The sequence below is a fragment of the Meridianimarinicoccus marinus genome, assembly GCF_040689105.1.
Taxonomy (GTDB): Bacteria; Pseudomonadota; Alphaproteobacteria; order Rhodobacterales; family Rhodobacteraceae; genus Meridianimarinicoccus; species Meridianimarinicoccus marinus.
On sequence record NZ_JBFBVU010000039.1, the window covers coordinates 1 to 21,835 of the forward strand.

24 protein-coding genes and 1 tRNA gene are annotated in these 21,835 nt (G+C 61.7%); 8 read left to right on the forward strand and 17 right to left on the reverse strand.

Annotated elements, in window-relative coordinates; all coding sequences use genetic code 11:
* Positions 1-219 precede the first annotated feature (219 nt).
* Positions 220-1,185: a GntR family transcriptional regulator gene (locus AB0T83_RS18490; RefSeq protein ID WP_366194703.1), complete on the reverse strand. Its 966-nt coding sequence runs from the start codon at positions 1,183-1,185 to the stop codon at positions 220-222.
* A 234-nt stretch (positions 1,186-1,419) separates the two neighbouring features.
* On the opposite strand from AB0T83_RS18490, the gene AB0T83_RS18495 reads away from it, so the two are divergent.
* Together AB0T83_RS18495 and AB0T83_RS18500 are read left to right on the forward strand one after the other, a co-directional pair.
* A complete protein-coding gene (locus AB0T83_RS18495; RefSeq protein WP_366194704.1) occupies positions 1,420-2,472 on the forward strand; it encodes an Ldh family oxidoreductase in 1,053 nt (350 codons plus the stop codon).
* Positions 2,473-2,571: 99 nt separating this feature from the next.
* Complete coding sequence (locus tag AB0T83_RS18500; RefSeq protein ID WP_366194705.1) at positions 2,572-3,732, forward strand: Gfo/Idh/MocA family protein; 1,161 nt, start codon at positions 2,572-2,574, stop codon at positions 3,730-3,732.
* A 123-nt stretch (positions 3,733-3,855) separates the two neighbouring features.
* Here AB0T83_RS18500 and AB0T83_RS18505 read toward each other — a convergent pair whose 3' ends face one another.
* Genes AB0T83_RS18505 through AB0T83_RS18535 form a run of 7 tightly spaced genes read right to left on the reverse strand, consistent with a single transcriptional unit; the run spans position 3,856 to position 8,221 of the window.
* Complete coding sequence (locus AB0T83_RS18505; RefSeq protein ID WP_366194706.1) at positions 3,856-4,317, reverse strand: DUF411 domain-containing protein; 462 nt, start codon at positions 4,315-4,317, stop codon at positions 3,856-3,858.
* 37 nt (positions 4,318-4,354) lie between these two features.
* On the reverse strand, positions 4,355-5,743 hold the full coding sequence (locus AB0T83_RS18510; protein WP_366194707.1) for a multicopper oxidase family protein: 1,389 nt from the start codon (positions 5,741-5,743) through the stop codon (positions 4,355-4,357).
* Positions 5,731-6,696 carry a CopD family protein gene (locus AB0T83_RS18515; protein WP_366194708.1) on the reverse strand — a complete coding sequence of 322 codons (966 nt, stop codon included), beginning with the start codon at positions 6,694-6,696 and terminating at the stop codon, positions 5,731-5,733. The genes AB0T83_RS18510 and AB0T83_RS18515 overlap by 13 nt, the downstream gene beginning before the upstream one ends.
* A 7-nt stretch (positions 6,697-6,703) precedes the next feature.
* On the reverse strand, positions 6,704-7,051 hold the full coding sequence (locus AB0T83_RS18520; RefSeq protein ID WP_366194709.1) for a copper resistance CopC family protein: 348 nt from the start codon (positions 7,049-7,051) through the stop codon (positions 6,704-6,706).
* Between the two features lie 11 nt (positions 7,052-7,062).
* On the reverse strand, positions 7,063-7,476 hold the full coding sequence (locus AB0T83_RS18525; protein WP_366194710.1) for a c-type cytochrome: 414 nt from the start codon (positions 7,474-7,476) through the stop codon (positions 7,063-7,065).
* A complete protein-coding gene (gene cueR / locus AB0T83_RS18530) occupies positions 7,473-7,874 on the reverse strand; it encodes a Cu(I)-responsive transcriptional regulator (RefSeq protein ID WP_366194711.1) in 402 nt (133 codons plus the stop codon). Before cueR ends, AB0T83_RS18525 begins: the two co-directional genes overlap by 4 nt.
* A complete protein-coding gene (locus tag AB0T83_RS18535; protein ID WP_366194712.1) occupies positions 7,871-8,221 on the reverse strand; it encodes an SHOCT domain-containing protein in 351 nt (116 codons plus the stop codon). The genes cueR and AB0T83_RS18535 overlap by 4 nt, the downstream gene beginning before the upstream one ends.
* 124 nt (positions 8,222-8,345) lie before the next feature.
* On the opposite strand from AB0T83_RS18535, the gene AB0T83_RS18540 reads away from it, so the two are divergent.
* Together AB0T83_RS18540 and AB0T83_RS18545 are read left to right on the forward strand one after the other, a co-directional pair.
* Positions 8,346-10,793 carry a heavy metal translocating P-type ATPase gene (locus tag AB0T83_RS18540; protein WP_366194713.1) on the forward strand — a complete coding sequence of 816 codons (2,448 nt, stop codon included), beginning with the start codon at positions 8,346-8,348 and terminating at the stop codon, positions 10,791-10,793.
* Positions 10,790-11,254 (forward strand): c-type cytochrome, encoded by a 465-nt coding sequence (locus tag AB0T83_RS18545; protein ID WP_435891193.1) that lies wholly within the window; start codon positions 10,790-10,792, stop codon positions 11,252-11,254. The genes AB0T83_RS18540 and AB0T83_RS18545 overlap by 4 nt, the downstream gene beginning before the upstream one ends.
* Here the strand turns inward: AB0T83_RS18545 and AB0T83_RS18550 are convergent.
* The 4 genes from AB0T83_RS18550 to AB0T83_RS18565 all read right to left on the reverse strand — a co-directional run bounded on the left by AB0T83_RS18550 (position 11,226) and on the right by AB0T83_RS18565 (position 13,743).
* A complete protein-coding gene (locus AB0T83_RS18550) occupies positions 11,226-11,519 on the reverse strand; it encodes a hypothetical protein (protein WP_366194714.1) in 294 nt (97 codons plus the stop codon). The two genes, AB0T83_RS18545 and AB0T83_RS18550, sit on opposite strands and share 29 nt — an antisense overlap.
* Positions 11,520-11,620: 101 nt before the next feature.
* Entirely contained in the window at positions 11,621-12,310 is a 690-nt protein-coding gene (locus tag AB0T83_RS18555) for a hypothetical protein (RefSeq protein WP_366194715.1), read from the reverse strand.
* Between the two features lie 4 nt (positions 12,311-12,314).
* The gene (locus AB0T83_RS18560) at positions 12,315-13,508 is read right to left on the reverse strand and encodes a tyrosine-type recombinase/integrase (protein ID WP_366194716.1); all 1,194 of its coding nucleotides are present in this window, start codon (positions 13,506-13,508) and stop codon (positions 12,315-12,317) included.
* Between the two features lie 145 nt (positions 13,509-13,653).
* Positions 13,654-13,743: transfer RNA gene (locus AB0T83_RS18565), tRNA-Ser, on the reverse strand.
* Positions 13,744-13,882: 139 nt separating this feature from the next.
* Between AB0T83_RS18565 and hisF the strand changes: the two genes are divergently transcribed.
* From hisF to AB0T83_RS18585, 4 genes are all read left to right on the forward strand, one after another.
* Positions 13,883-14,641 (forward strand): imidazole glycerol phosphate synthase subunit HisF, encoded by a 759-nt coding sequence (hisF, locus tag AB0T83_RS18570; protein ID WP_366194717.1) that lies wholly within the window; start codon positions 13,883-13,885, stop codon positions 14,639-14,641.
* Positions 14,642-14,644: 3 nt separating this feature from the next.
* Positions 14,645-14,962, forward strand: coding sequence for a phosphoribosyl-ATP diphosphatase (locus AB0T83_RS18575; protein ID WP_366194726.1), 318 nt, complete (start codon positions 14,645-14,647; stop codon positions 14,960-14,962).
* 70 nt (positions 14,963-15,032) lie between these two features.
* A complete protein-coding gene (locus AB0T83_RS18580) occupies positions 15,033-15,674 on the forward strand; it encodes a MarC family protein (RefSeq protein ID WP_366194718.1) in 642 nt (213 codons plus the stop codon).
* A gap of 234 nt (positions 15,675-15,908) precedes the next feature.
* Positions 15,909-16,688, forward strand: coding sequence for a hypothetical protein (locus AB0T83_RS18585; protein ID WP_366194719.1), 780 nt, complete (start codon positions 15,909-15,911; stop codon positions 16,686-16,688).
* A 54-nt stretch (positions 16,689-16,742) separates the two neighbouring features.
* On the opposite strand, the gene typA is transcribed toward AB0T83_RS18585, so the two are convergent.
* The 5 genes from typA to AB0T83_RS18610 all read right to left on the reverse strand — a co-directional run bounded on the left by typA (position 16,743) and on the right by AB0T83_RS18610 (position 21,608).
* Positions 16,743-18,560 carry a translational GTPase TypA gene (gene typA / locus AB0T83_RS18590; RefSeq protein WP_366194720.1) on the reverse strand — a complete coding sequence of 606 codons (1,818 nt, stop codon included), beginning with the start codon at positions 18,558-18,560 and terminating at the stop codon, positions 16,743-16,745.
* Between the two features lie 96 nt (positions 18,561-18,656).
* A complete protein-coding gene (locus tag AB0T83_RS18595; RefSeq protein WP_366194721.1) occupies positions 18,657-18,992 on the reverse strand; it encodes a DMT family transporter in 336 nt (111 codons plus the stop codon).
* A 4-nt stretch (positions 18,993-18,996) separates the two neighbouring features.
* Positions 18,997-19,452, reverse strand: coding sequence for an Lrp/AsnC family transcriptional regulator (locus tag AB0T83_RS18600; protein ID WP_366194722.1), 456 nt, complete (start codon positions 19,450-19,452; stop codon positions 18,997-18,999).
* Positions 19,453-19,669: 217 nt separating this feature from the next.
* A complete protein-coding gene (locus AB0T83_RS18605; protein ID WP_366194723.1) occupies positions 19,670-20,296 on the reverse strand; it encodes a YitT family protein in 627 nt (208 codons plus the stop codon).
* Positions 20,297-20,393: 97 nt separating this feature from the next.
* Positions 20,394-21,608, reverse strand: coding sequence for an NADP-dependent isocitrate dehydrogenase (locus AB0T83_RS18610; RefSeq protein WP_366194724.1), 1,215 nt, complete (start codon positions 21,606-21,608; stop codon positions 20,394-20,396).
* Positions 21,609-21,835: the final 227 nt, after the last annotated feature.

A 21,835-nucleotide genomic window follows, 5' to 3' on the forward strand; every position in this document is an offset into this window, starting at 1 on the left:
ACGCCGACCTCATCGAACGCATCATGGCCGACGAGAAATACCGGTGAGGCAAGACGGCCCTCGGCGTAGCTTTACCAATTAGGAAAGCGTGACGCCCTTTCGACGCAATTCCCGTTGGACATGGGGCCAGTCCGATTGCGATGTGCGGCGCTAGGTGGCACGAGCGGACGGTGCGAACAACCGCTCCTCGAGTTCAGCATCGGACAAGAGCAATGATCTTCAAGACAATTGATCAATTGGCTCAAGATACTTCGGGGGAGTGTCGCGAAACGTATCCCGTAAATTGGAGATCCGTGCGGCTGCGCGATCGCTCGAACTGAGTAAATGTTGTCGCAAACCTTTACAGGCATCCGAGATTGCCCCCGTCCGCAACGCGTCAAGCACCAAAAGATGTTCGTCTAGAAACGGTTCAACGGGAAAAATGTCTGCGGTGTGTTGGTAAAAGAACCTGTGCGCCAAGAGAAGTGACTGGGCTTCTGTCATGGCCTTTTTCAGGGCAGAATTTCTGCAACGTCCCAATAACCCAAGGTGCAGATCCGCTTCGAGTTTGTCGAGTGTCGGCGCGCCTGAGCTGTTGTTCATGACACTATGCAGATCAGCAATCATCTGACCAACCAGCTGTTCCGGCGGGCTGCCGCCCACATCCATTAAGGCTGCTGGTTCAAGCAAGGAACGTACTTCATAAAGTTCACGCACCCGTGTTTGGCTGAGCTCGGGGGCAACCCAACCTTTCCCTTCATTCACGACAAGACCACGCGACTGCAACCGCGCCAGAACTTCGCGCACGACCGTCCGACTGACACCAAAATGTTGCCCAAGGTCTGTTTCGACCAAACGCCATTCCCCAAAGGCAATGAGCCGGGTCAACGCCTCTTCGACCTCGCTATAGATAAGCTGCCATGAGGGGGTGATCTGGGTGTTGAACGGTTCGCTTTTGGGAATGGCAATTTGGGCTGCGTATTGAGCTGCACCATCTGCCACCACATACCCACGTGCAGGCGGTTCGGCGTGCGTCACCAGACCTAAGGTTTCAAGTTCACCCAAGGCTTGCCGCGACGGCGCCCGGGACACCCCGAATTGATTGGCAATCCGGTTTTCCATCAATCGGTCACCGGGCAACAGGTCACCAGCCGCCATCGCGGAAACGAGGGCATGCAAGACACGGATGTAAAGCGGCTCTGCCAAATCTTTTTATCCCTTAAAGACATGCTCTTATGGCGCTGCCTGTCCAAACCCTTAGATAGCATGGCTGATGTAGCCAAGCACAGGGGTTGATCGTCATGGCCAATAACGTCTATGGTATACATTAAGCATAACCCGAAGCGAGATTGAAATGATCCAGTACTTCCGCACCGCTCCATTGCACCGGCGTTCGTCCGCATGTGCAGCGGTTGCCTTGCTACGGGAAGGTCGAAAAACGTGACCGGCCAGCGTGCAGATCTGGAGAAACTGCGGAGTTTCTGCGCTGCGGTCTTGCTGGCGGCTGGGGCTGACACACCAAGTTCCGCTGCAGCGGCGCGATCCATGCTTCATGCGAGCCGTTTGGGGGTGGATAGCCACGGTGTCCGGCTCTTGCCCCATTACGATATGGTCTTTCGTGGCGGACGGTTGAATCTGTCCCCGAAGATGCACTTTGACCGCAAACGTTCGGGGTCCGGGATCCTCGATGCCGACAACGCCCATGGGGCGCTTGCGGCCTATGCTGCAGCGGATCATGCATGCGATATGGCGCGCGATGCAGGAATCGGTGCGGTCGGGATCAGCCGCACATCGCATTTCGGGCCAGCAGGGGCCTATGCCCACGCCATGGCCGAGGCGGGCATGATTGGCATTGTCATGTGTCATTCTGACAGCTTTGTTCGCCTTCACGACGGCGCTGAACGGTTTCATGGCACTAACCCGATTGCGGCCGCTGTTCCGACGGCTGACGGCAATCCCTGGCTGTTCGATATGGCGACAAGTGCGCTGCCCTATAATCGCGTACAGCTTTACAAATCCCTTGGTCGTGATTTGCCAGAAAACACCGCATCCGATGCGAACGGCATCGAAACCCGAGACGCAAATTCGGTTGAGATGTTGGCACCGCTTGGTGGAGAATTCGGGTTCAAAGGTGCCGGCTTGGCCGGGCTGGTCGAGATTTTCTCGGGGCTTCTCACGGGCATGAAAGTAAGCCCTGAAATCTTGCCGATGGGCGGGCCGGATATTTCTACGCCACGTGACATGGGGGCCTTTGTTATCTGCATCGACCCCGACGGATTTATCGGACGCGGCCTGTTGCTCGCCGGGATGGAGCGGTATCTGACGGCGTTGCGGACAAGCTCTTCACGCACTGGAGGAAGGGTGATGGCACCAGGTGACCGGGAGTGGGAGGAAGCCAAGCATCGCAAGATCAACGGTGTGCCCCTGGATCCAGAAACTGTCATCGAATTTGAGCGGTTGGCGGGAAGGGCGGGGGTTGAGGTTCCCTTTTGAGGCGGCCTCACTGGGTAGAATGGACAGCGCGCGTTGCAGCGTGTCGCAAGGCGTTCACGATTGAGTTTAACTTCAGTCATTCCATGGGAGACAGGGCAGATGGTAAAATCCATTAAAGAAGGACGCGTCGGTGTGGCGCTCATCGGGGCCGGCATGATCGCAAAAACCCATGTGGCTGCCCTGTCGGATGCGCGCCATGACATCGCACTGAAAAAGATTATTTCGCGCCGGCCAGACAACGCGCGCTACCTCGCGGAATTTTATGAAGGCGAGCCGCCAGAGTTTTCATCCGATGTGTCTGCGGTTGCCACAGACCCCGATATTCCGGTGGCTATTGTCGCGACACCGCCCAGTGTGCGCAAAGACATCATCGAAGAACTCGCCGTTGCGGGCACGCATATCCTTCTTGAAAAACCTCTTGGGCGAAATCCCGACGAGGCGCTGGAGCTTGTTGAAATCTGTGAACGCGAAGGCGTGAAGCTTGGGGTTCTGTTCCAGCACCGCATGCGGGCCCCGTCGAAGGCGGCTGCCCGCCATATCAAAAGCGGCGAACTCGGCAAGCTTGGTCTGGTGGAAATCGAAGTGCCGCTTTGGCGCGAGCAATCCTATTATGATGAACTTGGACGTGGCACCTATGCGCGCGACGGAGGTGGCGTCATGATCACCAACGCGATCCACTCCATCGATCTCGCGCTCAGCTTGGCTGGCCCGGTAACAAGCGTTCAGGCCATGACCGCAACGACCTCATTGCACGAAATGGAGGCGGAGGATTTCGCCATTTCCGGTTTGCGGTTTTCTTGCGGCGCGGTTGGATCATTTGTGGCCAGCACGGCGATGTATCCGCACAGAACAGAAATCATTCGTCTTCACTTTGAACGCGCCAGCCTCAAACTCGACAAGGATGCCCTTGAAATCAGTTGGCGCAATGGGTCCACGGATGTTGAGGCAAAAGACGACGCCCCTCGGAACATCAACCCGTTGCTGGGGGGAAAGCATGAATGGCATCAGGCGGTCATTGAGGACTTCGTCGATGCCGTTCGCCTTGGGCGCAAACCGATGGTCACCGGGCGCGAAGCGCTGATCTCGCATCAGCTGATCGCGGCAATCGAAACATCCTCACGGACAGGCAACCCGGTTCAATTGGCCGGGATTCGCGGGATGTCTGCCCGTCGAGGAGTACAGCCGGGATCTCCGGGTGCGGGCGGCAAAAGAGCTGGCTCTGCTGCAGGAGAGATCGGCGTTCGCGGAGATGCTGAGTGACTATGCGGTGATGCGGGAGCAGGCACGGGTCTGCCGGTCGGGGGAGGTATCGAGATCGATGGCTCCCTTACCCGCAGGCCCGTGCGACATTCTGTTTGCTGCCTCCGCCGCAATCCTTGCGGTTCAGGCGTGGCTCTCGAATACCTCGATAGATCCGTCGCGCAAAACGAGCAGCGTGTCATAGGCGTCGCTCTGGTCGCCCATTTCCATGCCGGGCGAACCGATCGGCATGCCCGGCACTGTGAGTCCAAGCGCGTCAGGGCGTTCTGCCAGCAAACGCTGCACATCGCCTGCCGGCACGTGACCCTCGACGAAATAGCCTTCGATGAATGCTGTGTGGCAGGAACTCAGATCCGGTGTGACACCTGCGCGGGCTTTCATAGACCACAGCAATTCCTGATCGACGTCGCGTGCCACTGCATCGAATCCCTCTCCGACCATGTGGTCTACCCAGGCCGAGCAGCAGCCGCAGGTCGGCGATTTGAAGATCTCCATTTGACCGGGTGTTGCAACTGCTGGGCGGGCGAGTGTGGCCGCGCCCAAGCCAGAGGCGATGCCGGTGAGAATGAAGTGTCTGCGTTTCATGAGTCGTATCTCCCAGTTCGGTTTTCTGATCGGCGTGTCACGAGACACGCAGCCAGGTCATCATTCCGCCGGCGGAGTGCTCCAGCATGTGGCAATGCAGGAGCCAGTCCCCGGGGTTGTCGGCGACGAAGGCAATTTCGGCCGTCTCGCCGCGGTCCACCAGAAGCGTGTCGCGCAAAGGCCCCACCGACCCATCTGGGGAAACCTGACGGAAATGGTGGCCGTGCAGGTGCATCGCGTGCGGCCACGCCGTGTCGTTGGTCATGGCGACGCGGATTGTCTCGCCGCGTTCCGCCTCGATCAGCGGCGTGTCTCCCATGTCCGCCATGCCGTTGAAAGCCCAGACCTTGCCGGCTGCCGCCATGTCGCGCATCCCCATCATCCGGCCGCCCATCATGGCGCCCCGCATCCCGCCCATGGCGCCGCCCTCCATGAGAAGCTCCGTGCGCCGGGCCTCTCTGAGCGCTCCGAGCGCGGGCACCGAGTGCGGGGGCAGCGGGGTCGGGTCGTTGAGCCGGGCGTTCCGGGCAAGTCCGCGAACGGGGAAACCTGCAATTGCGTAGCCGCCATCGCGCTCGAAGCTGACGAGCAGGGCTTCTTCCCCCTCTTCGGCGGTCACGTCGACAATCAGGTCGGCCCGCTGGGCAGGCGCGAGGGTCAGGCGCTCAAGCCGTTCCGGTGTCTCGAGCGGCATGCCGTCGAGCGCCGCGATCCAGCCTTCAAGCCCCCGGGTCTCCAGTGAGAAAATCCGTGCATTGGCCGTGTTCACGAGTCGCAGACGCAACCGTGCGCCGCGCTGTACCTGGTGCGACCGCGCGCCGTCCCCGTTCACGGTGATCCAGTTGCCGATCCGGCCGGCATGGGCCCAGTCGTGCATGGCGCCGAAATCGCCCGCGATCTGCGCCTGGTCTGTCAGGCGCCAGTCGTCGATCAGCAGTACCGCGTCCAGATCGACTTCCGGTGCGCCCTCGGTCTCGTCCACGACGAGCGCGCCGTAAAGCCCTCTGGCCATCTGTTCCCAGCTGCGGTTGTGCGGGTGGTACCAGTAGGTCCCGGCATCGGGCACGGTGAAGTCGTAGAGAAAGTCGCCGCCTGGCTCGACGGCCGCTTGCGTCAGGCCGGCGACACCGTCCATGGCGTTCGCGATGCGAATCCCATGCCAGTGGACGCTGGATGGCTGCGGCAGTTCGTTGACAAATCGGCGGGACACCCGCGCGCCCTGTGCCAAGCGGATTGTCGGCCCTGGTACGGACGCGCCGAAGGCCCAGACCTCCGTCTCCGGATACTTCGCCGACGCAAGGCGGGCGCGTCCCTCTCTGGCGACGAGATCTTCGGTCGCATCGGCCAGTGCGATACGCGGGATGCCAAGAGTCGCCACGCAGCCGAGAAGCGTTTGATGGAGCTGGCGGCGGTTCATGAGCCCCATGGGAGGTTTCCGGAAACAGTTGCGGCGGTTTGCACCGTCTTTGGTTGCAGTGGCGCCATACCAGTCCGTTCGTGCGGGGGCGACGTGACCGTCGTCAGGGCGGCGGTCGTCGCGAGAATGGCCAGCACAAGCGCGCTCTCCACGACAATGGACCGGCGTAAGCGCTGCGCGGCACCCGGCGCAGCCGCCTGCAATGCCGGCGTCAGCCGCACCTTGTTCAGCGCAGCCAAGCCCAGCACCCCGGCGAAGAGCGCCAGCTTGATCACGAACGCCTGGCCATAAGGCGTCGCAAGGACGTCGGGCGTTGTCGCGCCAAGCAGGATGAGTGTAGCGGCCCCGGCTGCAATCAGCACCGCCACGATCCAGAGAGCCTTCATTCCGAATTCATGCGCGAGCTCGCCAGCTTTTACCGCAGGCTCTTTGCGGCTGGCACGCGCCAGTGGCGCGAAGGCGCTAAGCCAGAAGGCGAGGCCGGCAATGTGAACGGTCACCAGCGTGCCGAGCAGCAGACGCGGGTCGCCGAGGGCATGGCCGCGCAAAGCGAACGACGCGCAGGTCACAAGCGCTCCAACGAGTGCGACCCACTTTGCGCCACGCACCGGAAGGAAAATCGCAAGGATCAGCGCCAGTCCGATCAACCGGACGATCACGCTTGCGCCCAGCGGACTATCGGCCACAACCCCCAGCATCATCGGATCGACGGCCCCGTCGATCGAACCGCCCATCAGAAAGCTCGCGCGCACGGGTACGCGCAGCACGCTCAGAATGGCCGCGGCCAGTGCGCCGATCATTGCCATGCGGCGGAGCGCGCCGCGCGCATCCTCGGTGAGTTCACGAAGCCCCAGCAACACCAGCACGCTTCCGGCTGCAACCAGCGTCGCGGCGTAGGCCAGGGTCTTCACCAGGATGGAAAGCCAGACGGTTGTGTCGGCCGAGGCGAGCGTGTCGATCATTCGGGGGTCAGTCCGCGATCTGGAAAGAGAAGCTTCCCTGCATGGGATGGCCGTCTGAAGCCAGCCCACGCCATTCCACCGTATAGCGTCCTGGCGCGAGCGGTTCCGGTTCGGCATGGAACTCCAGAGAGGGGTCAAGCCCCGTGCCACGCTCCATCGGCATCTCAGCGCCGTCCGCATTCAACAGCCGCGCCATGGTTACGCGTATGGGGTCGTCGAACACCATGTGGATCATTTCCGGCGTCTCGGTCAGCTCCGCGCCGTTTGCGGGCGTTGTTCCTTCCTTCTCGGAGTGCGCGAGCGCCGCTGCGCCAATCAAGGTGGCTGCGATAGTGAGAATCAGGCGTGATTTCATGGTCTTCCCTTTCAATTGATTCCGTTCGCGCGCTGAAGCGCGCGGACATAGGCGGTGATCTGCAGAACGTCTTGGTCGCTTACACTGTCGACGACCGGCATGTTGCCAAAGGGCCAGTGATGCGCCCGAACGCCCTGCTTGGCCGCAAGCACGAACGCCACGTCGCCATGATGGCCCGGTTCGTAGATGCGATGGACAAGCGGTGGCCCTTGGTCGGAACCCACCGCGTTCTCGCCGTGGCAGGCAGCGCAATTCGCTTCGAAGAGGGCGCGCCCGCCTTCTTGCTCCTGCGTCAGGTCCGGCATGGTCAGAGAGGTGAGGTCGATGACGCTCGCATCATCGCCCTGGGACGAAACCAACGCCCAACCAACTGCTCCGGCGAGCGCCAGACCCGCGAAACCGTATGCGACTATACGTGTGTTCATGCAGTCGCTGTCTTCTCGCCGGCAAGGTCGTCGAGGATGGGGCAGTCGGGGCGGTCGTCGCCGTGACACCGCGTGACGAGGGTTTGAAGTGATCCACGCATGGCCTCGAGCTCTTCGATCTTCCGCGCGATCCGGTCGAGATGTTCTGTGGCCACCTGCTTTACGTCGGCGCTGGCCCGGTCCCGATCCTCGTAGAGAGACAAGAGCGTCCGGCATTCCTCGATCGAGAAGCCGAGCGATCGCGCCCGGGCGAGGAAAGCGAGCTTATGGACGTCACGTTCCGAGAAGTCGCGATAGCCATTGGCGCCGCGCGCCGGACGTACGAGTTCGATGTCTTCGTAGTAGCGGATCGTCTTGGCGGGGAGCCCGCTGGCGTCCGAGACTTGGCCGATGTTCATGAAGCGCCTCCGTCCAGAAGCTTCCGCGATGCCTCGAACTCTTCCTTTGTGATCTCTCCCTTTGCGAACCGCTCTCGCAGGATCGCATGGGCACGGTCTTCCTGCTTCGCGCCAGGTCTCAGGGTGTCCGAACCGAGCAAGCGCACCACGAGGACCACCGCACCGACGAGAAGCGCGAAGAACAGAAGCATCATGACCGGCCCGTAGAACCAGCCCCCCCATCCCATCATGCCGAAATGATCGTAGTATCTTCCGTCGCCCGGGTCGGCCTGTGCCGAGGACGACATGAGTGCTGCACCAAACGCACCCGCGATTGCCAATCCACCAAGGCGATTCATAGAAGTCATCGGACTGTCCTCCGTTCTGGAGTCACATATAGGGCTTCCAGCTGCTGGAGGGTCAATACCAGATTCCTTCTTGACCCTCCAGTCACTGGAAGGGCTACGTCAGTGCCAGTCAAAGGAGTAACTCATGCCCGGTACAGCGCTCGACGCCGATGTGATAACCCGCGATCCGGTCTGTGGAATGACCGTGGACCCGAACGCGGGCAAACCGACCGCCCGGCACGACGGACACGTCTATCATTTCTGTCACGATGGCTGCCGTGCGAAGTTCGAAGCCGATCCGGACGCCTATATCGACGCCGGGGATCCGGTCTGTGGCATGACCGTGATCCGCGCCACGGCGCGTCATCTGGCCAAGCATGAAGGTGAGCGATTCTACTTCTGCTCCGCGCGCTGCCGCGATAAATTCGAGACCGCGCCCCACGATTATCTCGGCAACCGGCCAGTGCCAGAACCGATGCCGGAGGGTACGCTTTACACCTGCCCGATGGACCCCGAGATCGTGCAGGAAGGGCCAGGCACCTGCCCGATCTGCGGCATGGCGCTCGAGCCCGTGATGCCCTCGGCCGATGCAGGCCCGAACCCCGAACTGATCGACTTCCGCCGGCGGCTCTGGATCGGGGCGCCCTTGGCGCTGGCCGTGCTGGTGCTCGAGATGGGTGGCATGATGGGCCTCCCCTGGGCCGACTGGTTCGGTGGCACGACGGTGCGGTGGCTGCAATTCCTTCTGGCGACGCCAGTAGTTGTTTGGGTGGCGCAGCCGTTCTTCAAGCGTGGTTGGTCCTCCATCGTGACGGGCAACCTCAACATGTGGACGCTGATCGCCATTGGCACCGGCGCGGCCTACGGGTTCAGCCTCGTCTCGCTGCTCCTTCCAGGCCTCTTCCCCGTCGAACTGAAGGGGCATCACGGCCCACCGCTCTACTTCGAGGCCTCCGCGGTCATCCTGATCCTGGTGCTCGTCGGTCAAGTCATGGAGTTGACGGCGCGGGATCGGACCGGCGACGCAATAAGGGCCCTGATGGACCTCGCGCCCAAGACAGCGCGACGGGTGACCGGAGCTGGCGAGGAGGACGTGTCGCTCGAGGCCGTGAAGGCGGGCGATCGCTTGCGCGTGCGGCCGGGCGAGTCCGTGCCCGTTGATGGCACTGTCGCAGAAGGACGCTCGTCGGTCGACGAGAGCATGATCACCGGCGAACCCGTCCCGGTGGAGAAGACGGAAGGTGACGCAGTGACCGGAGGGACCCTGAACAAGACCGGCTCTTTCGTGATGACGGCAGAGGCCGTGGGCAGCGACACGGTGCTCAGCCGTATCGTGACCATGGTGGCGCAGGCACAACGGTCGCGCGCGCCGATCCAGGCGCTGGCCGATCGCGTGGCTGGGTATTTCGTGCCTGCGGTGATTGGCATTGCCCTACTGGCTTTCGTCTCCTGGTTGGTTTTCGGGCCGTCGCCGGCGCTTGGCTATGCCGTCGTCGCGGCGGTCAGCGTGCTCATCATCGCGTGCCCCTGTGCGCTTGGCCTCGCCACGCCCATGTCGATCATGGTTGCCACTGGCCGCGGCGCGCAGGCGGGCGTCCTGATCCGCGACGCCGAGGCGCTCGAGCGGTTTGCGAAGGTGGATGTTCTTGTTGTCGACAAGACCGGAACGCTGACCGAGGGCCGGCCCAGCCTTACCGATGTCGTGGCCCTCGGCGAGCATGACGAGGCCCGCGTTCTTGCCCTTGCAGCGGCGCTTGAACGGGGCTCGGAGCATCCTCTGGCCGAGGCGATCCTGTCGGGTGCCGAGGAGCGCGGTGCCCCTCGTCTCGATGCGGCTGACTTCGACGCGGTCACCGGCAAAGGTGTGCGCGGCACGGTCGACGGCGTCTCGGTCGCGCTCGGAAACGCGGGCCTGATGGATGAACTGGGCGTCGACGCGTCCCAAACGGAGACCCAGGTCGCCAACCTGCAGGGCGCTGGCAAGACGGCGATGCTGCTCGCAGTCGACGGACATCTGGCCGGGATCGTGGCAGTTTCGGACCGGATCAAGGAGACCACATCCGAGGCGATCATGGACCTTCATGCCGCCGGCTTGCGGATCGTCATGGCGACGGGCGACAGCCAGCGCACAGCGGAAGCGGTGGCGCGCGATCTCGGCATCGACGACGTGCGTGCGGGGGTGTCGCCGGAGGACAAGGCAGACCTGATCTCGGAACTGAAGGACAAGGGGTTATCGGTGGCGATGGCGGGTGACGGCGTTAACGATGCGCCCGCGCTGGCCGCCGCAGATGTGGGCATCGCCATGGGCACCGGCGCTGATGTCGCCGTCGAAAGCGCTGGTGTAACGCTTGTAAAGGGTGACCTGCGCGGCATCGTCCGGGCCCGCGTGCTGGCGCAGGCCACGATGCGCAACATCCGTGAGAACCTGTTCTTCGCCTTCATCTACAATTCGGCCGGCGTGCCCGTTGCGGCGGGGATCCTGTTTCCGTTTTTCGGCGTCCTGCTCTCGCCCATGATCGCGGCCGCAGCCATGAGCCTGTCGTCGGTCTCGGTCATCGGCAATTCGTTGCGCTTGCGGGGTATCAAGCTGTGAGGACGCGATCCTGGCTTGCGGGGACCGTTCTGCTTGCAGGGGCTGCCGCAGCCGGATTTTTCTGGAGCGGCACATCGCGCGACCAGGCCAGCGCGATCCATGTCGCGGACCTTTCGCGAGGCCAAGCGATCTATGCCGAGGCCTGTGCCTCCTGCCACGGTGCCGATCTCGAGGGACAACCCGACTGGCGCTCTCCCGGGCCGGACGGCAGGCTGCCCGCGCCGCCGCATGACGAAACGGGCCACACGTGGCACCATCCCGACCGGGTACTTCTCGACATAACCATGCGCGGGACCGCAGCGGTGGTCGGCGGCGGCTATGAGAGCAACATGCCGGGCTTCGCTGATGGCTATTCCGAGGGCGAACTGCGGGACGTTCTGGAATGGATCAAAACCCAATGGCCGGAGCGAGAACGCGCCCATCAGGCCCGTGTCACCGCACAGCATGAGGCGACCGGATAAGTGACGGCGAAGTGACAAGGAAACCACGCGCCTTGAATTGGCGCGCGGCAATCGTCGCAGTTTCGGCGACGGGCGTGGGGCCCTGGCCCGGTGCTTTTTCAGCGCGTCCATCGGTGCCGTGATAGGCGATGCGCCGCCCGATGCGGATAAAGGCCGGACCACGATTGCGGTGCCGCCATTGCGCCAGCTTTTCCGTGCTGCCCAAGACGCGCAATTCCGGGTCTTCGGGGAAGAAGACGCGGTCTGAGTCAAAGATGTCTGCCATCGGCAATCCCTTTCTTTGGGTTGGTTGCGATGGCATTCAACGCCTGCGCGCTGCTGTGGTCATAGGAAGAGTGTTGTTCAAATATTTCCTACGAGCGCTTGTCAGTCTCGGCTGGCCTCCATTCGCGCTTCCTTTGAATAGATCTTCGCCACAGCATCGTAGGAAAGGCCGATTCCGGCCAATCTGCCCAACGCTTCCGCGACGTAGTCACATGCTGAGTTAGGTGCGCTGGCGTTATTTCTTGTTGGACTATAGCCAACACTCGCAAGTGTTCGAACCGCTATAAAAATAGTGTCGTCTCTTGCAACGTTCTTGAGTGGGTCAGGACCACGAGGTTTGGTTGGCTTTATGTTTCCCTTCATTACTTCAACCAGCCACGGTCCTAGGACGTTTCCGAGCGAGCAAGCCTCGACCTGCAGCAACTCGATGCAAGCTTGTATTGTTCCCTCAAAGAAGAGGGGGTCTTTCTTTGCTTTCTCAAGATAGTGGCGAAGTAGCCCCGCCTCTCCGGGTTCCACTCCTTCAGGGATCGGTTGCCCAAATTTCCCACTCGCCAAGTCGAAGTAAAAGCCTTCCTCACGAAATGCTTGCAGAACCATTTCCTTCCTAGAGGAAATAAATTCCTCTTCGATATTTTTGGACCCGACGTTTGCTAAGTCTAGGAAATGCGTGTCTTCAAGTACGAACATCGCCAGGTCACGGGTTAGTCCATTTGTGGCACGCTGCTTGGCGACATCCACACGTTCTTGCAGTAAATCCGCTCGTGCTTGCAGTGAGTATTGATTGGACATCCTATCAAAAGCCCATTCTCTGAACGGCGGTATCAACGCAGACTAAATTCCACTTTTCCATCAATTCTCGCCGCCTCTCCAACAAGTCCGAACGCGCGTAGGCCCGCTCCACATCGGAACCGACCTGATGCGCCAGCGCCGCCTCGGCCACCTCGCGCCGTGCGCCAGCGGCCTCTGCTGTCCAGTCCCGAAAACTGGATCGGAAACCATGCACGGTATAGTCACCACGCCCCATGCGCCGCAGCAGCATCAGCATCGACATGTTGGACAATGGTCGTTGTCGCTTCTGGCCCTCGAAGACGTAGGAGGATGCTAGCGGCTTCACCGTTTCCAGGATGCGCATCATCTCGTCTGTAAGTGGCACCCGATGTTGCACGCCGCCTTGCATCCGCGCCGCAGGGATTGTCCAGAGACGCGCGTCCTCGTCCACTTCTTCCCATGTCATGCCCAGCACTTCGGATGTTCGGCAGGCGGTCAGGATGGTGAATTGCAGCGCCTTTGCTGCCGTCGCGCTGCGTCCCTCTATTTCCGCATAGAACCCCGGTACGTCGCGCCACGGCATCGCCTCGTGGTGTTCAGCTCTGGCCTTCACCTTCGGCAGGACACCGGCTTCTTTCACCGCCGTCACCGGGTTCTCGCCATGTCGGAAACCCCGTGACCGCGCCACGTCCAGGACTGTCTTGATACGCTGTGCCAACCGCCGCGCGGTTTCGTGCTTGTCCGTCCAGATGGGCGAGAGACACATCAACACTTCCGGTTGCCCGATGGCGTCAACCGGTATCCGGCCGATTTTGGGAAAGGCATAGTCGCGAAGCGTGTTCAGCCATTGCGCCCCATGCTTGGCATCCTTCCAAGTTGGCAGGCGGTCGATGTGGACTTGTCCGGCCAGTTCTTCGAAGGTCGGCACGTCGTGATTGGCGTTGTAGCGGGGGTTCAGTCCAGCCTTCGCCATGCGCCGATACTCAAGCGCCCGTTCGCGTGCTTGGTTCAGTGAGACGACATCGGCACCACCTAATCCAAAGTCGGTGCGAAGTGGCGCGCCCTTTTTGTTTTTCTGTCCTTTGACGGTGACACGGACAATCCAGCGTCGTGCACCCGATGGATCTACCACCAGATACAGACCTGCGCCGTCGCCGTGCCGACCTGGCCCGAGATTCTCGACGAGTTTCTTGGTCAGCTTGCCGCCTAGCGCCGCCATCCATACCACCATTCATACCACGCAACGAAAGCGTACTGCAGTAAGTGAATGAAAGCCAGCGAAAGGTCGATCCGCCCCAAGCCCCTTTAATCTATGGGTTTGGGTGGTTCGGTGAACCTCGATGAAACTGAGACAAAGGTGGGGGTGGCGGAGACGAAGGGATTCGAACCCTCGAGACCCTTCCGGGCCTACTCCCTTAGCAGGGGAGCGCCTTCGACCACTCGGCCACGTCTCCGCAGACGGGTCTATCGGGAATTGCGGGGCAGGGGCAAGGGCAAAACCATCGGTTTCGCGACAAAGCGGCGGCCCTCCGGCTCTTTTCTTTTGGCAGGCGGCTGCGTATCACCGGCGCAACACGAACACAGGATGCCCCCATGCTGAAAACCCGGATCATCCCCTGCCTGGACGTCAAGGACGGTCGCGTGGTGAAGGGGGTCAATTTCGTCGATCTGATCGACGCAGGCGATCCGGTCGAAGCGGCCAAGGCCTATGATGCGGCGGGCGCGGATGAGCTGTGTTTCCTCGACATCAACGCCACCCATGAGAACCGCGGGACCATGTACGATCTGGCCACCCGCACCGCCGAGCATTGCTTCATGCCTCTGACCATCGGCGGCGGCGTGCGGACCCATGAGGACGTGCGCAAACTGCTGCTGGCGGGGGCGGACAAGGTCAGTTTCAACTCGGCGGCCGTCGCCAATCCCGACGTGGTGACCGAGGCCGCCGACCGGTTCGGCAGCCAGTGCATCGTGGTGGCCATCGATGCCAAGACCGTGGAGCCAGGGCGGTGGGAGATCTTTACGCACGGCGGCCGCAAGCCCACGGGCATCGATGCTGTGGAATTCGCGCGCACGGTGGTCGAGAAGGGCGCGGGCGAGATCCTGCTGACCTCGATGGATCGGGATGGCACGCGGGCCGGGTTCAACCTGCCGCTGACGCGGGCGATCTCGGACGCGGTTCATGTGCCGGTCATCGCCTCGGGCGGTGTCGGCACGCTGGATCATCTGGTCGAAGGGGTGACCGAGGGCGGGGCGAGCGCGGTGCTGGCGGCCTCGATCTTCCACTTCGGCGACTACACCATTGGCGAGGCCAAGGCGCATATGGCGCAGGCCGGAATCCCTGTGAGGCTTTGAGTGATGCACACGCTGGACCGTCTGTTCGAAACCATCCTGGCCCGCCGCGACGCCGATCCCGACAGCTCATGGACGGCCCGGCTGTTCGCCAAGGGGCCGGAAAAATGCGCCGAGAAGTTCGGCGAGGAAGCTATCGAAGCGATCATCGAAGCGGTGAAGGATGACAAGCCGGCGCTGACCAGCGAAGCGGCGGATGTGCTGTATCATCTGCTGGTCATGCTGGCCGCCCGCGATGTGGCGCTGGCCGATGTGCTGAAGGTGCTGGAGGGCCGGATGGGGACCTCCGGGGTAGCCGAAAAGGCCGCGCGTCCGTCTGGATAGGCGGTTGACGCATCTTGCTCTGACCGGTCATTGATCGCAGATCCCTTGGATCAGGAATAAACGGCGCGCCATGTTCGAAACCCTCCTTGAAGAGTTCATCACGCTGTGGGTGGTCATTGATCCCATCGGCACGATCCCGGTGTTCATCGCCGTGACCTCAGCCCTGACTGCCGTGCAGCGTCGCAAGACCGCTCTGGTGGCCTGTCTGGTCAGTGCTGCGATCCTGATGTTCTTCCTGATCTTCGGGCAACTGCTGATCGACGCCCTGGGCATCGGCCTGCTGTCCTTTCAGGTGGCGGGCGGCATTGTCCTGTTCTTGTTCGCGTTGACCATGATCTTTGGGGAATCCAAACCGGAAACCGATCGCAAATCCGTTGATCTGGAGGATGAGATCGCGTCTGAACGCCCGTCACCGGCGGTATTTCCCCTGGCGGTGCCCTCGCTGGCCTCGCCCGGCGCAATGCTGGCCATCGTGATCCTGACCGACAACCATCGGTTTTCGGTCGCGGATCAGACCATTACTGCCGGGGTCATGCTGCTGATCGTCGCCATCGCCTATGTCTGCATGCGTCTGGCCGATCCGATCATCCGGCTGATCGGCATCTCGGGAAGTGCGGTGGTCAGCCGGGTGATGGGGATGATCCTGGCCTCGGTGGCGGCCAATGCGGTGTTGTCTGCACTGCTTGAGATCGTCAAGACCGGGGCGCTGTAACCCGCACAGCAGGCCACGATGTGCGTCCCAGGGGCGCGAAAGCGTGACGCTCTGGCCCTTGCGCGTCTCTTTGGCGGTCGTCGGTGGTCGGAAGACCTCGAACCACAGAAGTTCGATTTTCGGTTTGATTTCCACAACGACGGAACATGTTTTTTTGTTCCTGCTTTTGCTTTACCTTGGGTAAGGCGGGTGCTCATCGCCTGCGGTCCGGTAAGAACCGGGAGGAGATTTCCAATGGACATTGATCGATTGAAGGGGCGGATCGGGCTTGCAGCGGCGAGCCTTCTTGTGATGGTCAGCGCTGGTCCCGCTGTGTCGCTGAGTCTGGAGTTCTACGAGGCGGGCAACCCGACATCCTTGGTGATGCTCACCGATGGTGACGTCACAGATCAGAACGGCAAGGACCGGAACTTTCAGTTCTCATCCACATGTACCACCTGTCCGGGCGCGCTCTCGGTGGGCGGGTTTCAGATTTCGCAGATCAGCGCAAAGAGAACCAGGCCAGGCAAGGGTCGCGGCGCGCACCTGAGTTTTTCGTTTCAGGGAACAAGTTCCGCAGGGACAGATGCCGAGCTGGTCGCACGGGTGTCCGACATCAATTTTTTCAGAATTCTCCACCACTTTGACACAACGCAAGCAACGCTCTTTGGGTATGCAGCGACCCCCGATACCGGCAACAAGATCTCGGACGTGAATTGGACGTCATGGATCTCCAACTCCAATTTTCTGTTCGACACGCAACAGGTTGTTGGCACCGTATCGGCGACGTCGTCTGACTTTTTCGATGTGGGTCGCGTGAACGTCGCTTTCGCCTCGGCAGGAAATCCTGCCGTGATCATACCGTCCAGTACATACTCGATGACCCAGACAGTGCGCATTGGGACCGACACCAATGTCGATTTTACGGCCTTTGCGTCCACACAGGCGGTCCCGTTGCCGGCGGCATTGCCGGTGCTTGGTGCAGCACTTGGGGCACTTGGCCTGCTGGGCTGGCGTCGTCGCGCGGCGGTCTGAACCGCATCCCCGTGGCAAGAAAAAAGGGAAGGCGCGATGCCTTCCCTTCGTGTCTCAGTTGCCGGCGCGGGCTTGCCGCTTGCGCTCGTGTGGGTCCAGAAACCGCTTGCGCAGGCGGATGGCGTTCGGCGTGACCTCGACCAACTCGTCATCGTCGATATAGGCGATGGCCTCTTCCAGCGAGAACTCGATATGCGGGGTCAGGCGCACTGCGTCATCGGTGCCCGACGCGCGCACGTTGGTCAGCTTCTTGCCCTTCAGCGGGTTCACTTCCAGGTCGTTGTCGCGTGAATGCTCGCCGATGACCATGCCCTGATAGACCGGCGCCTGCGCGCCGATGAACATGCGGCCGCGCTCTTCGAGGTTCCACAGCGCATAGGCCACCGAGGTGCCGTTTTCCATCGAGATCAGCACGCCTGCGCGGCGGCCCGGAATCGGGCCCTTGTGCGGCGCCCATTCGTGGAACACGCGGTTCAGTACGCCGGTGCCACGGGTGTCGGTCAGAAACTCGCCGTGATAGCCGATCAGGCCACGCGACGGCACATGGGCGATGATCCGGGTCTTGCCGGCGTTCTGGCGCATCTCGGCCAGTTCGCCCTTGCGCACGCCGGTCAGCTTTTCGATGACCGCGCCGGAATATTCATCATCCACGTCGATGGTGACTTCCTCGATCGGTTCGACGCGCTCGCCGTTGAGCTCACGAAACAGCACCTGCGGGCGCGAGATCGACAGCTCGAAGCCTTCGCGGCGCATGTTCTCGATCAGCACGCCCATCTGAAGTTCGCCGCGACCGGCCACCTCGAAGGCCTCACCGCCCGGTGTGTCCTTGACCTGGATGGCGACGTTGCTTTCGGCTTCTTTCATCAGACGGTCGCGGATGACGCGGCTTTGCACCTTCTTGCCGTCACGGCCCGCCAGCGGGCTGTCGTTGATGCCGAAGGTGACCGAGATGGTGGGCGGATCGATGGGCTGGGCGGGGATCGGATCGTCGACGGCCAGTGCGCAGATGGTGTCGGCCACGGTGGCCTTCTGCATCCCGGCGATGGAGACGATGTCGCCGGCGTGGGCCTCGTCCACAGGCTGTTGCGACAGACCACGGAAAGCCAGGATTTTCGAGACGCGGAAATGGTCGATCTGCTCGCCCAGGCGCGACAAACCTTTCACCGTGGCGCCGGTTTTCAGAGTACCGGTTTCGATACGGCCGGTCAGCAGGCGGCCCAGGAAGGGGTCGGCCGACAGGGTCGTCGCCAGCATCGAGAAGTCTTCGCTGACATGGGCCAGCTGACGCGGGGCCGGGACGTGGTCGACGATCAGGTCGAACAGCGCCGACAGATCCTTGCGCGGCCCGTCCAGCTGGTGATCGGCCCAGCCCGAGCGGCCCGAGGCATACATATGCGGGAAATCAAGCTGGTCGTCGTCGGCGTCGAGCGAGGCGAACAGGTCAAACACTTCGTCCAGCGCGCGGTCGGGTTCGGCGTCGGGCTTGTCGACCTTGTTCAGCACCACGATGGGACGCAGACCAAGCGCCAGCGCCTTCGAGGTCACGAACTTGGTCTGCGGCATCGGGCCTTCGGCAGCATCCACCAGCAGGACAACGCCGTCGACCATGCTCAGGATACGCTCGACCTCGCCGCCGAAATCGGCGTGGCCGGGGGTGTCGACGATGTTGACGCGCTTGCCCTTCCATTCCACCGATGTCGCCTTGGCGAGAATGGTGATGCCGCGCTCCCGCTCAAGATCGTTGCTGTCCATGGCGCGTTCGGCCACGGCCTGGTTTTCGCGGAATGAGCCGGATTGCTTGAGCAGTTCGTCCACCAGCGTGGTCTTGCCGTGGTCCACGTGGGCAATGATTGCGATATTCCGCAGGTCCATGATCGTCAGCCTTGAAGGGATAAGTTGGACGCGCCTTACTGCGAGTGCAGCATAAAGGCCAGAGGAATCCCGTGAAACAGGCCGGAAACCGGGCGTCTAGTGGCCCGAGGACGACGAGAACAGGTTGATCACCAGCACGCCCGAGACGATCAGGATCATGCCCGCCACCGCCGCCAGATCCAGCTTCTGGCCATAAAGCACCAGCCCGATCAGCGCCACGCCGATGATCCCCAGCCCGGACCAGACGGCATAGACAATGCCCACCGGCATCACCTTCAGGGTCACCGACAGCATGTAGAACGAAATCGCATAGCCGACCACCACGATGATCGAGGGAACGAGCCGGGAAAACTGGTCCGATGCGGCCAGCGCGGTCGTGGCGATGATCTCGCTGACGATCGCGGCGAGCAGGTAGTAGATGTGCTGGGGCATGGGTCTAGACGGGCAGGGCCGTGCTGTCCTTGAGATTTTCCAGCACGAAACTGGCAGATATCTCGGCCAAGTCCACCCGTGAAATCAGGGTTTGGTACAGGCTGTCATAGGCCGCCATTCCGGCGATCTGCGCTTTCAGCAGGAACCCCAGGTCGCCGGACAGGCGATAGACGCTCAGGATCTCGGGCATCGGGGCCGTGACCTCGGCCAGGGTCTTGACCCAATCGGGGCTCGGGTGCGGTGCGCGCAGGTGAATGAAGGCCGTCAGCGGGCATCCGACCGCCGACGGATCGATCAGCGCCACCCGCCCGCGCACCACGCCCGCAGCCTCCATGGCACGAATCCGCCGCCAGCATGCATTGCGGGACAGCCCGGCGCGGGCCCCGATCTCTTCCAGAGGCAGGCTCGAATCGCTCTGCAGGATACGAAGTATCCGGCGGTCTGCGTCATCAATTTCCATGCTCAAGCCCCAGGTGTGAGAGAGTTTCCCTATGATCTTCTCCGGGGCGGATGAAGTGGGAAAACTGCTCTTCAAGATGCGTGTTTACAGGATACCAGACCGGCAGGGGGGGCGTATAGATGAAAGACGTCGCCAATTAACTCGCGTTTCACGGGAAATTTGCACGCTATGGGTGATATATGCGGGCGACCGGCGGAAAGACGCCGTTGGCCGGGGTTCACGGCGCGATATAGCGGTCCCGGCGATGGTTGAAGGCGATCATTCCGTTCAGGACCACGGCGCCCAGCAGCGAATAGGCCACGACCGACGCCGGAAACAAGAAATAGGCGACAGTGAACAACACCGCATCCACTGCCATCTGTACGTGACCGGCACGAAACCCGGTCTTGTCCTGGATCAGCAGAGCCACGACCCCCAACCCGCCAAGGCTGCCCTTGTGGCGGAACACCGCCAGCAACCCCAGCCCGGTGACGACGCCGAACAGCACTGCGCCCAGAAGCGGGTTGAGGCTGTCCAGCACGAAAGCCCTTGGCATGTAGTCGGTCAGCAGCGACAGGGCCGCGACACAGACCATCGATTTCAGCGTGAATTCACGCCCCATCTGGGTCCAGGCAAGCCAGTAGAACGGCAGGTTGATCAGAAAGAACCATGTGCCGAAGGACCATCCGGTCAGATAGGCCAGAATGACCGCGACCCCGGCGGTCTGCCCTGTGATCAGCCCCAGATGGGTCAGCAGGGTCATGCCGAGACTGCACAGCAGCACCCCGGCGCTGAGACCCTGAAGATCCTCAAGCGGCGTGTGGCGGACAAGATCGGGATCGGGGAAGGGAACGGGTGCTGGCATGGGTTCGTCTTAGCGCAGACAAACTAGGACAGCAAGACTGACTTAATGGAGCCGGACCCTTTCCAGGGCCCGGCCCGAAGTTGGCGTCTTGCGCGGCTTAGCCCGCCAGCGCCTTGTTCAGATTTTCATCGATTTTCTCAAGAAAGCCCATGGTCGTCAGCCAGCCTTGATCGGGGCCCACCAGCAGCGCCAGATCCTTGGTCATGAAGCCCGACTCCACGGTGTCCACGATCACCTTCTCCAGCGTCTCGGCAAAGGCCTTCAGAGGAGCGTTGCTGTCCAGCTTGGCGCGATGCTTCAACCCGCCGGTCCAGGCAAAGATCGAGGCGATGGAGTTGGTCGAAGTCTGGTGCCCCTGCTGGTGCTGCCGGTAGTGGCGGGTGACCGTGCCATGGGCGGCCTCGGCCTCGACGATCTTGCCGTCCGGCGTCATCAGTTGAGAGGTCATCAGCCCGAGCGAGCCAAAGCCCTGCGCCACGGTGTCGGACTGCACGTCGCCATCGTAGTTCTTGCAGGCCCAGACATAGCCGCCCGACCATTTCAGCGCCGAGGCGACCATGTCGTCGATCAGCCGGTGTTCGTACCAGATCTTGGCGTCTGCGAACTTGTCCTTGAATTCGGTCTCATAGACCTCCTCGAAGATGTCCTTGAATCGGCCATCATAGGCTTTCATGATGGTGTTCTTGGTGCTGAGATACAGCGGCCATTTCAACCCCAGCGCATAGTTGAACGACGCCCGTGCGAAGTCGTAGATCGACTTGTCGAGGTTGTACATCGCCATGGTCACGCCCGATCCGGGGGCGTCGAACACCTCGCGTTCGATGACCTCGCCGTCTTCGCCTTCGAACTTGAGGGTGATCTTGCCCGGGCCGGGGAAGCGGAAATCAGTGGCGCGATACTGGTCGCCATAGGCATGACGGCCCACCACGATGGGCTGGGTCCAGCCCGGCACCAGACGCGGCACGTTGCGGCAGATGATCGGCTGGCGGAAGATCACGCCGCCGATGATGTTTCGAATGGTGCCGTTGGGCGAGCGATACATGCGCTTGAGCCCGAATTCCTCCACCCGCGCCTCATCCGGCGTGATGGTGGCGCATTTGACGGCGACGCCCACCTCCTTGGTCTTCTCGGCGGCGTCGATGGTGATCTGGTCGTCGGTGCGGTCACGCTCTTCGATGCCCAGGTCGTAGTACAGAAGGTCCAGATCCAGATATGGCAGGATCAGCTTGTCCTTGATGAATTGCCAGATGATGCGGGTCATCTCGTCGCCGTCCATCTCGACGATGGGGTTGTCTACCTTGATCTTGGTCACGGGGCACCTCGTTTGCGGTGATGCTGAGTCTCGGTGTCCGTGTCATAGCGAATAAGGAGGTGCGGGGAAAGAGTTTGTATGCCGTTGTATACAAATTGCCGCGCAGGTCGGGCGCAAAACCAAAAACCCCCGCACGGGGCGGGGGGTGATTGAACTGGCCCCCATTTCGCCCGGACATCTTGGCTTGAGCCAGGAGGCTTAAGGATAGCCTTAAGCACGTGCTGATG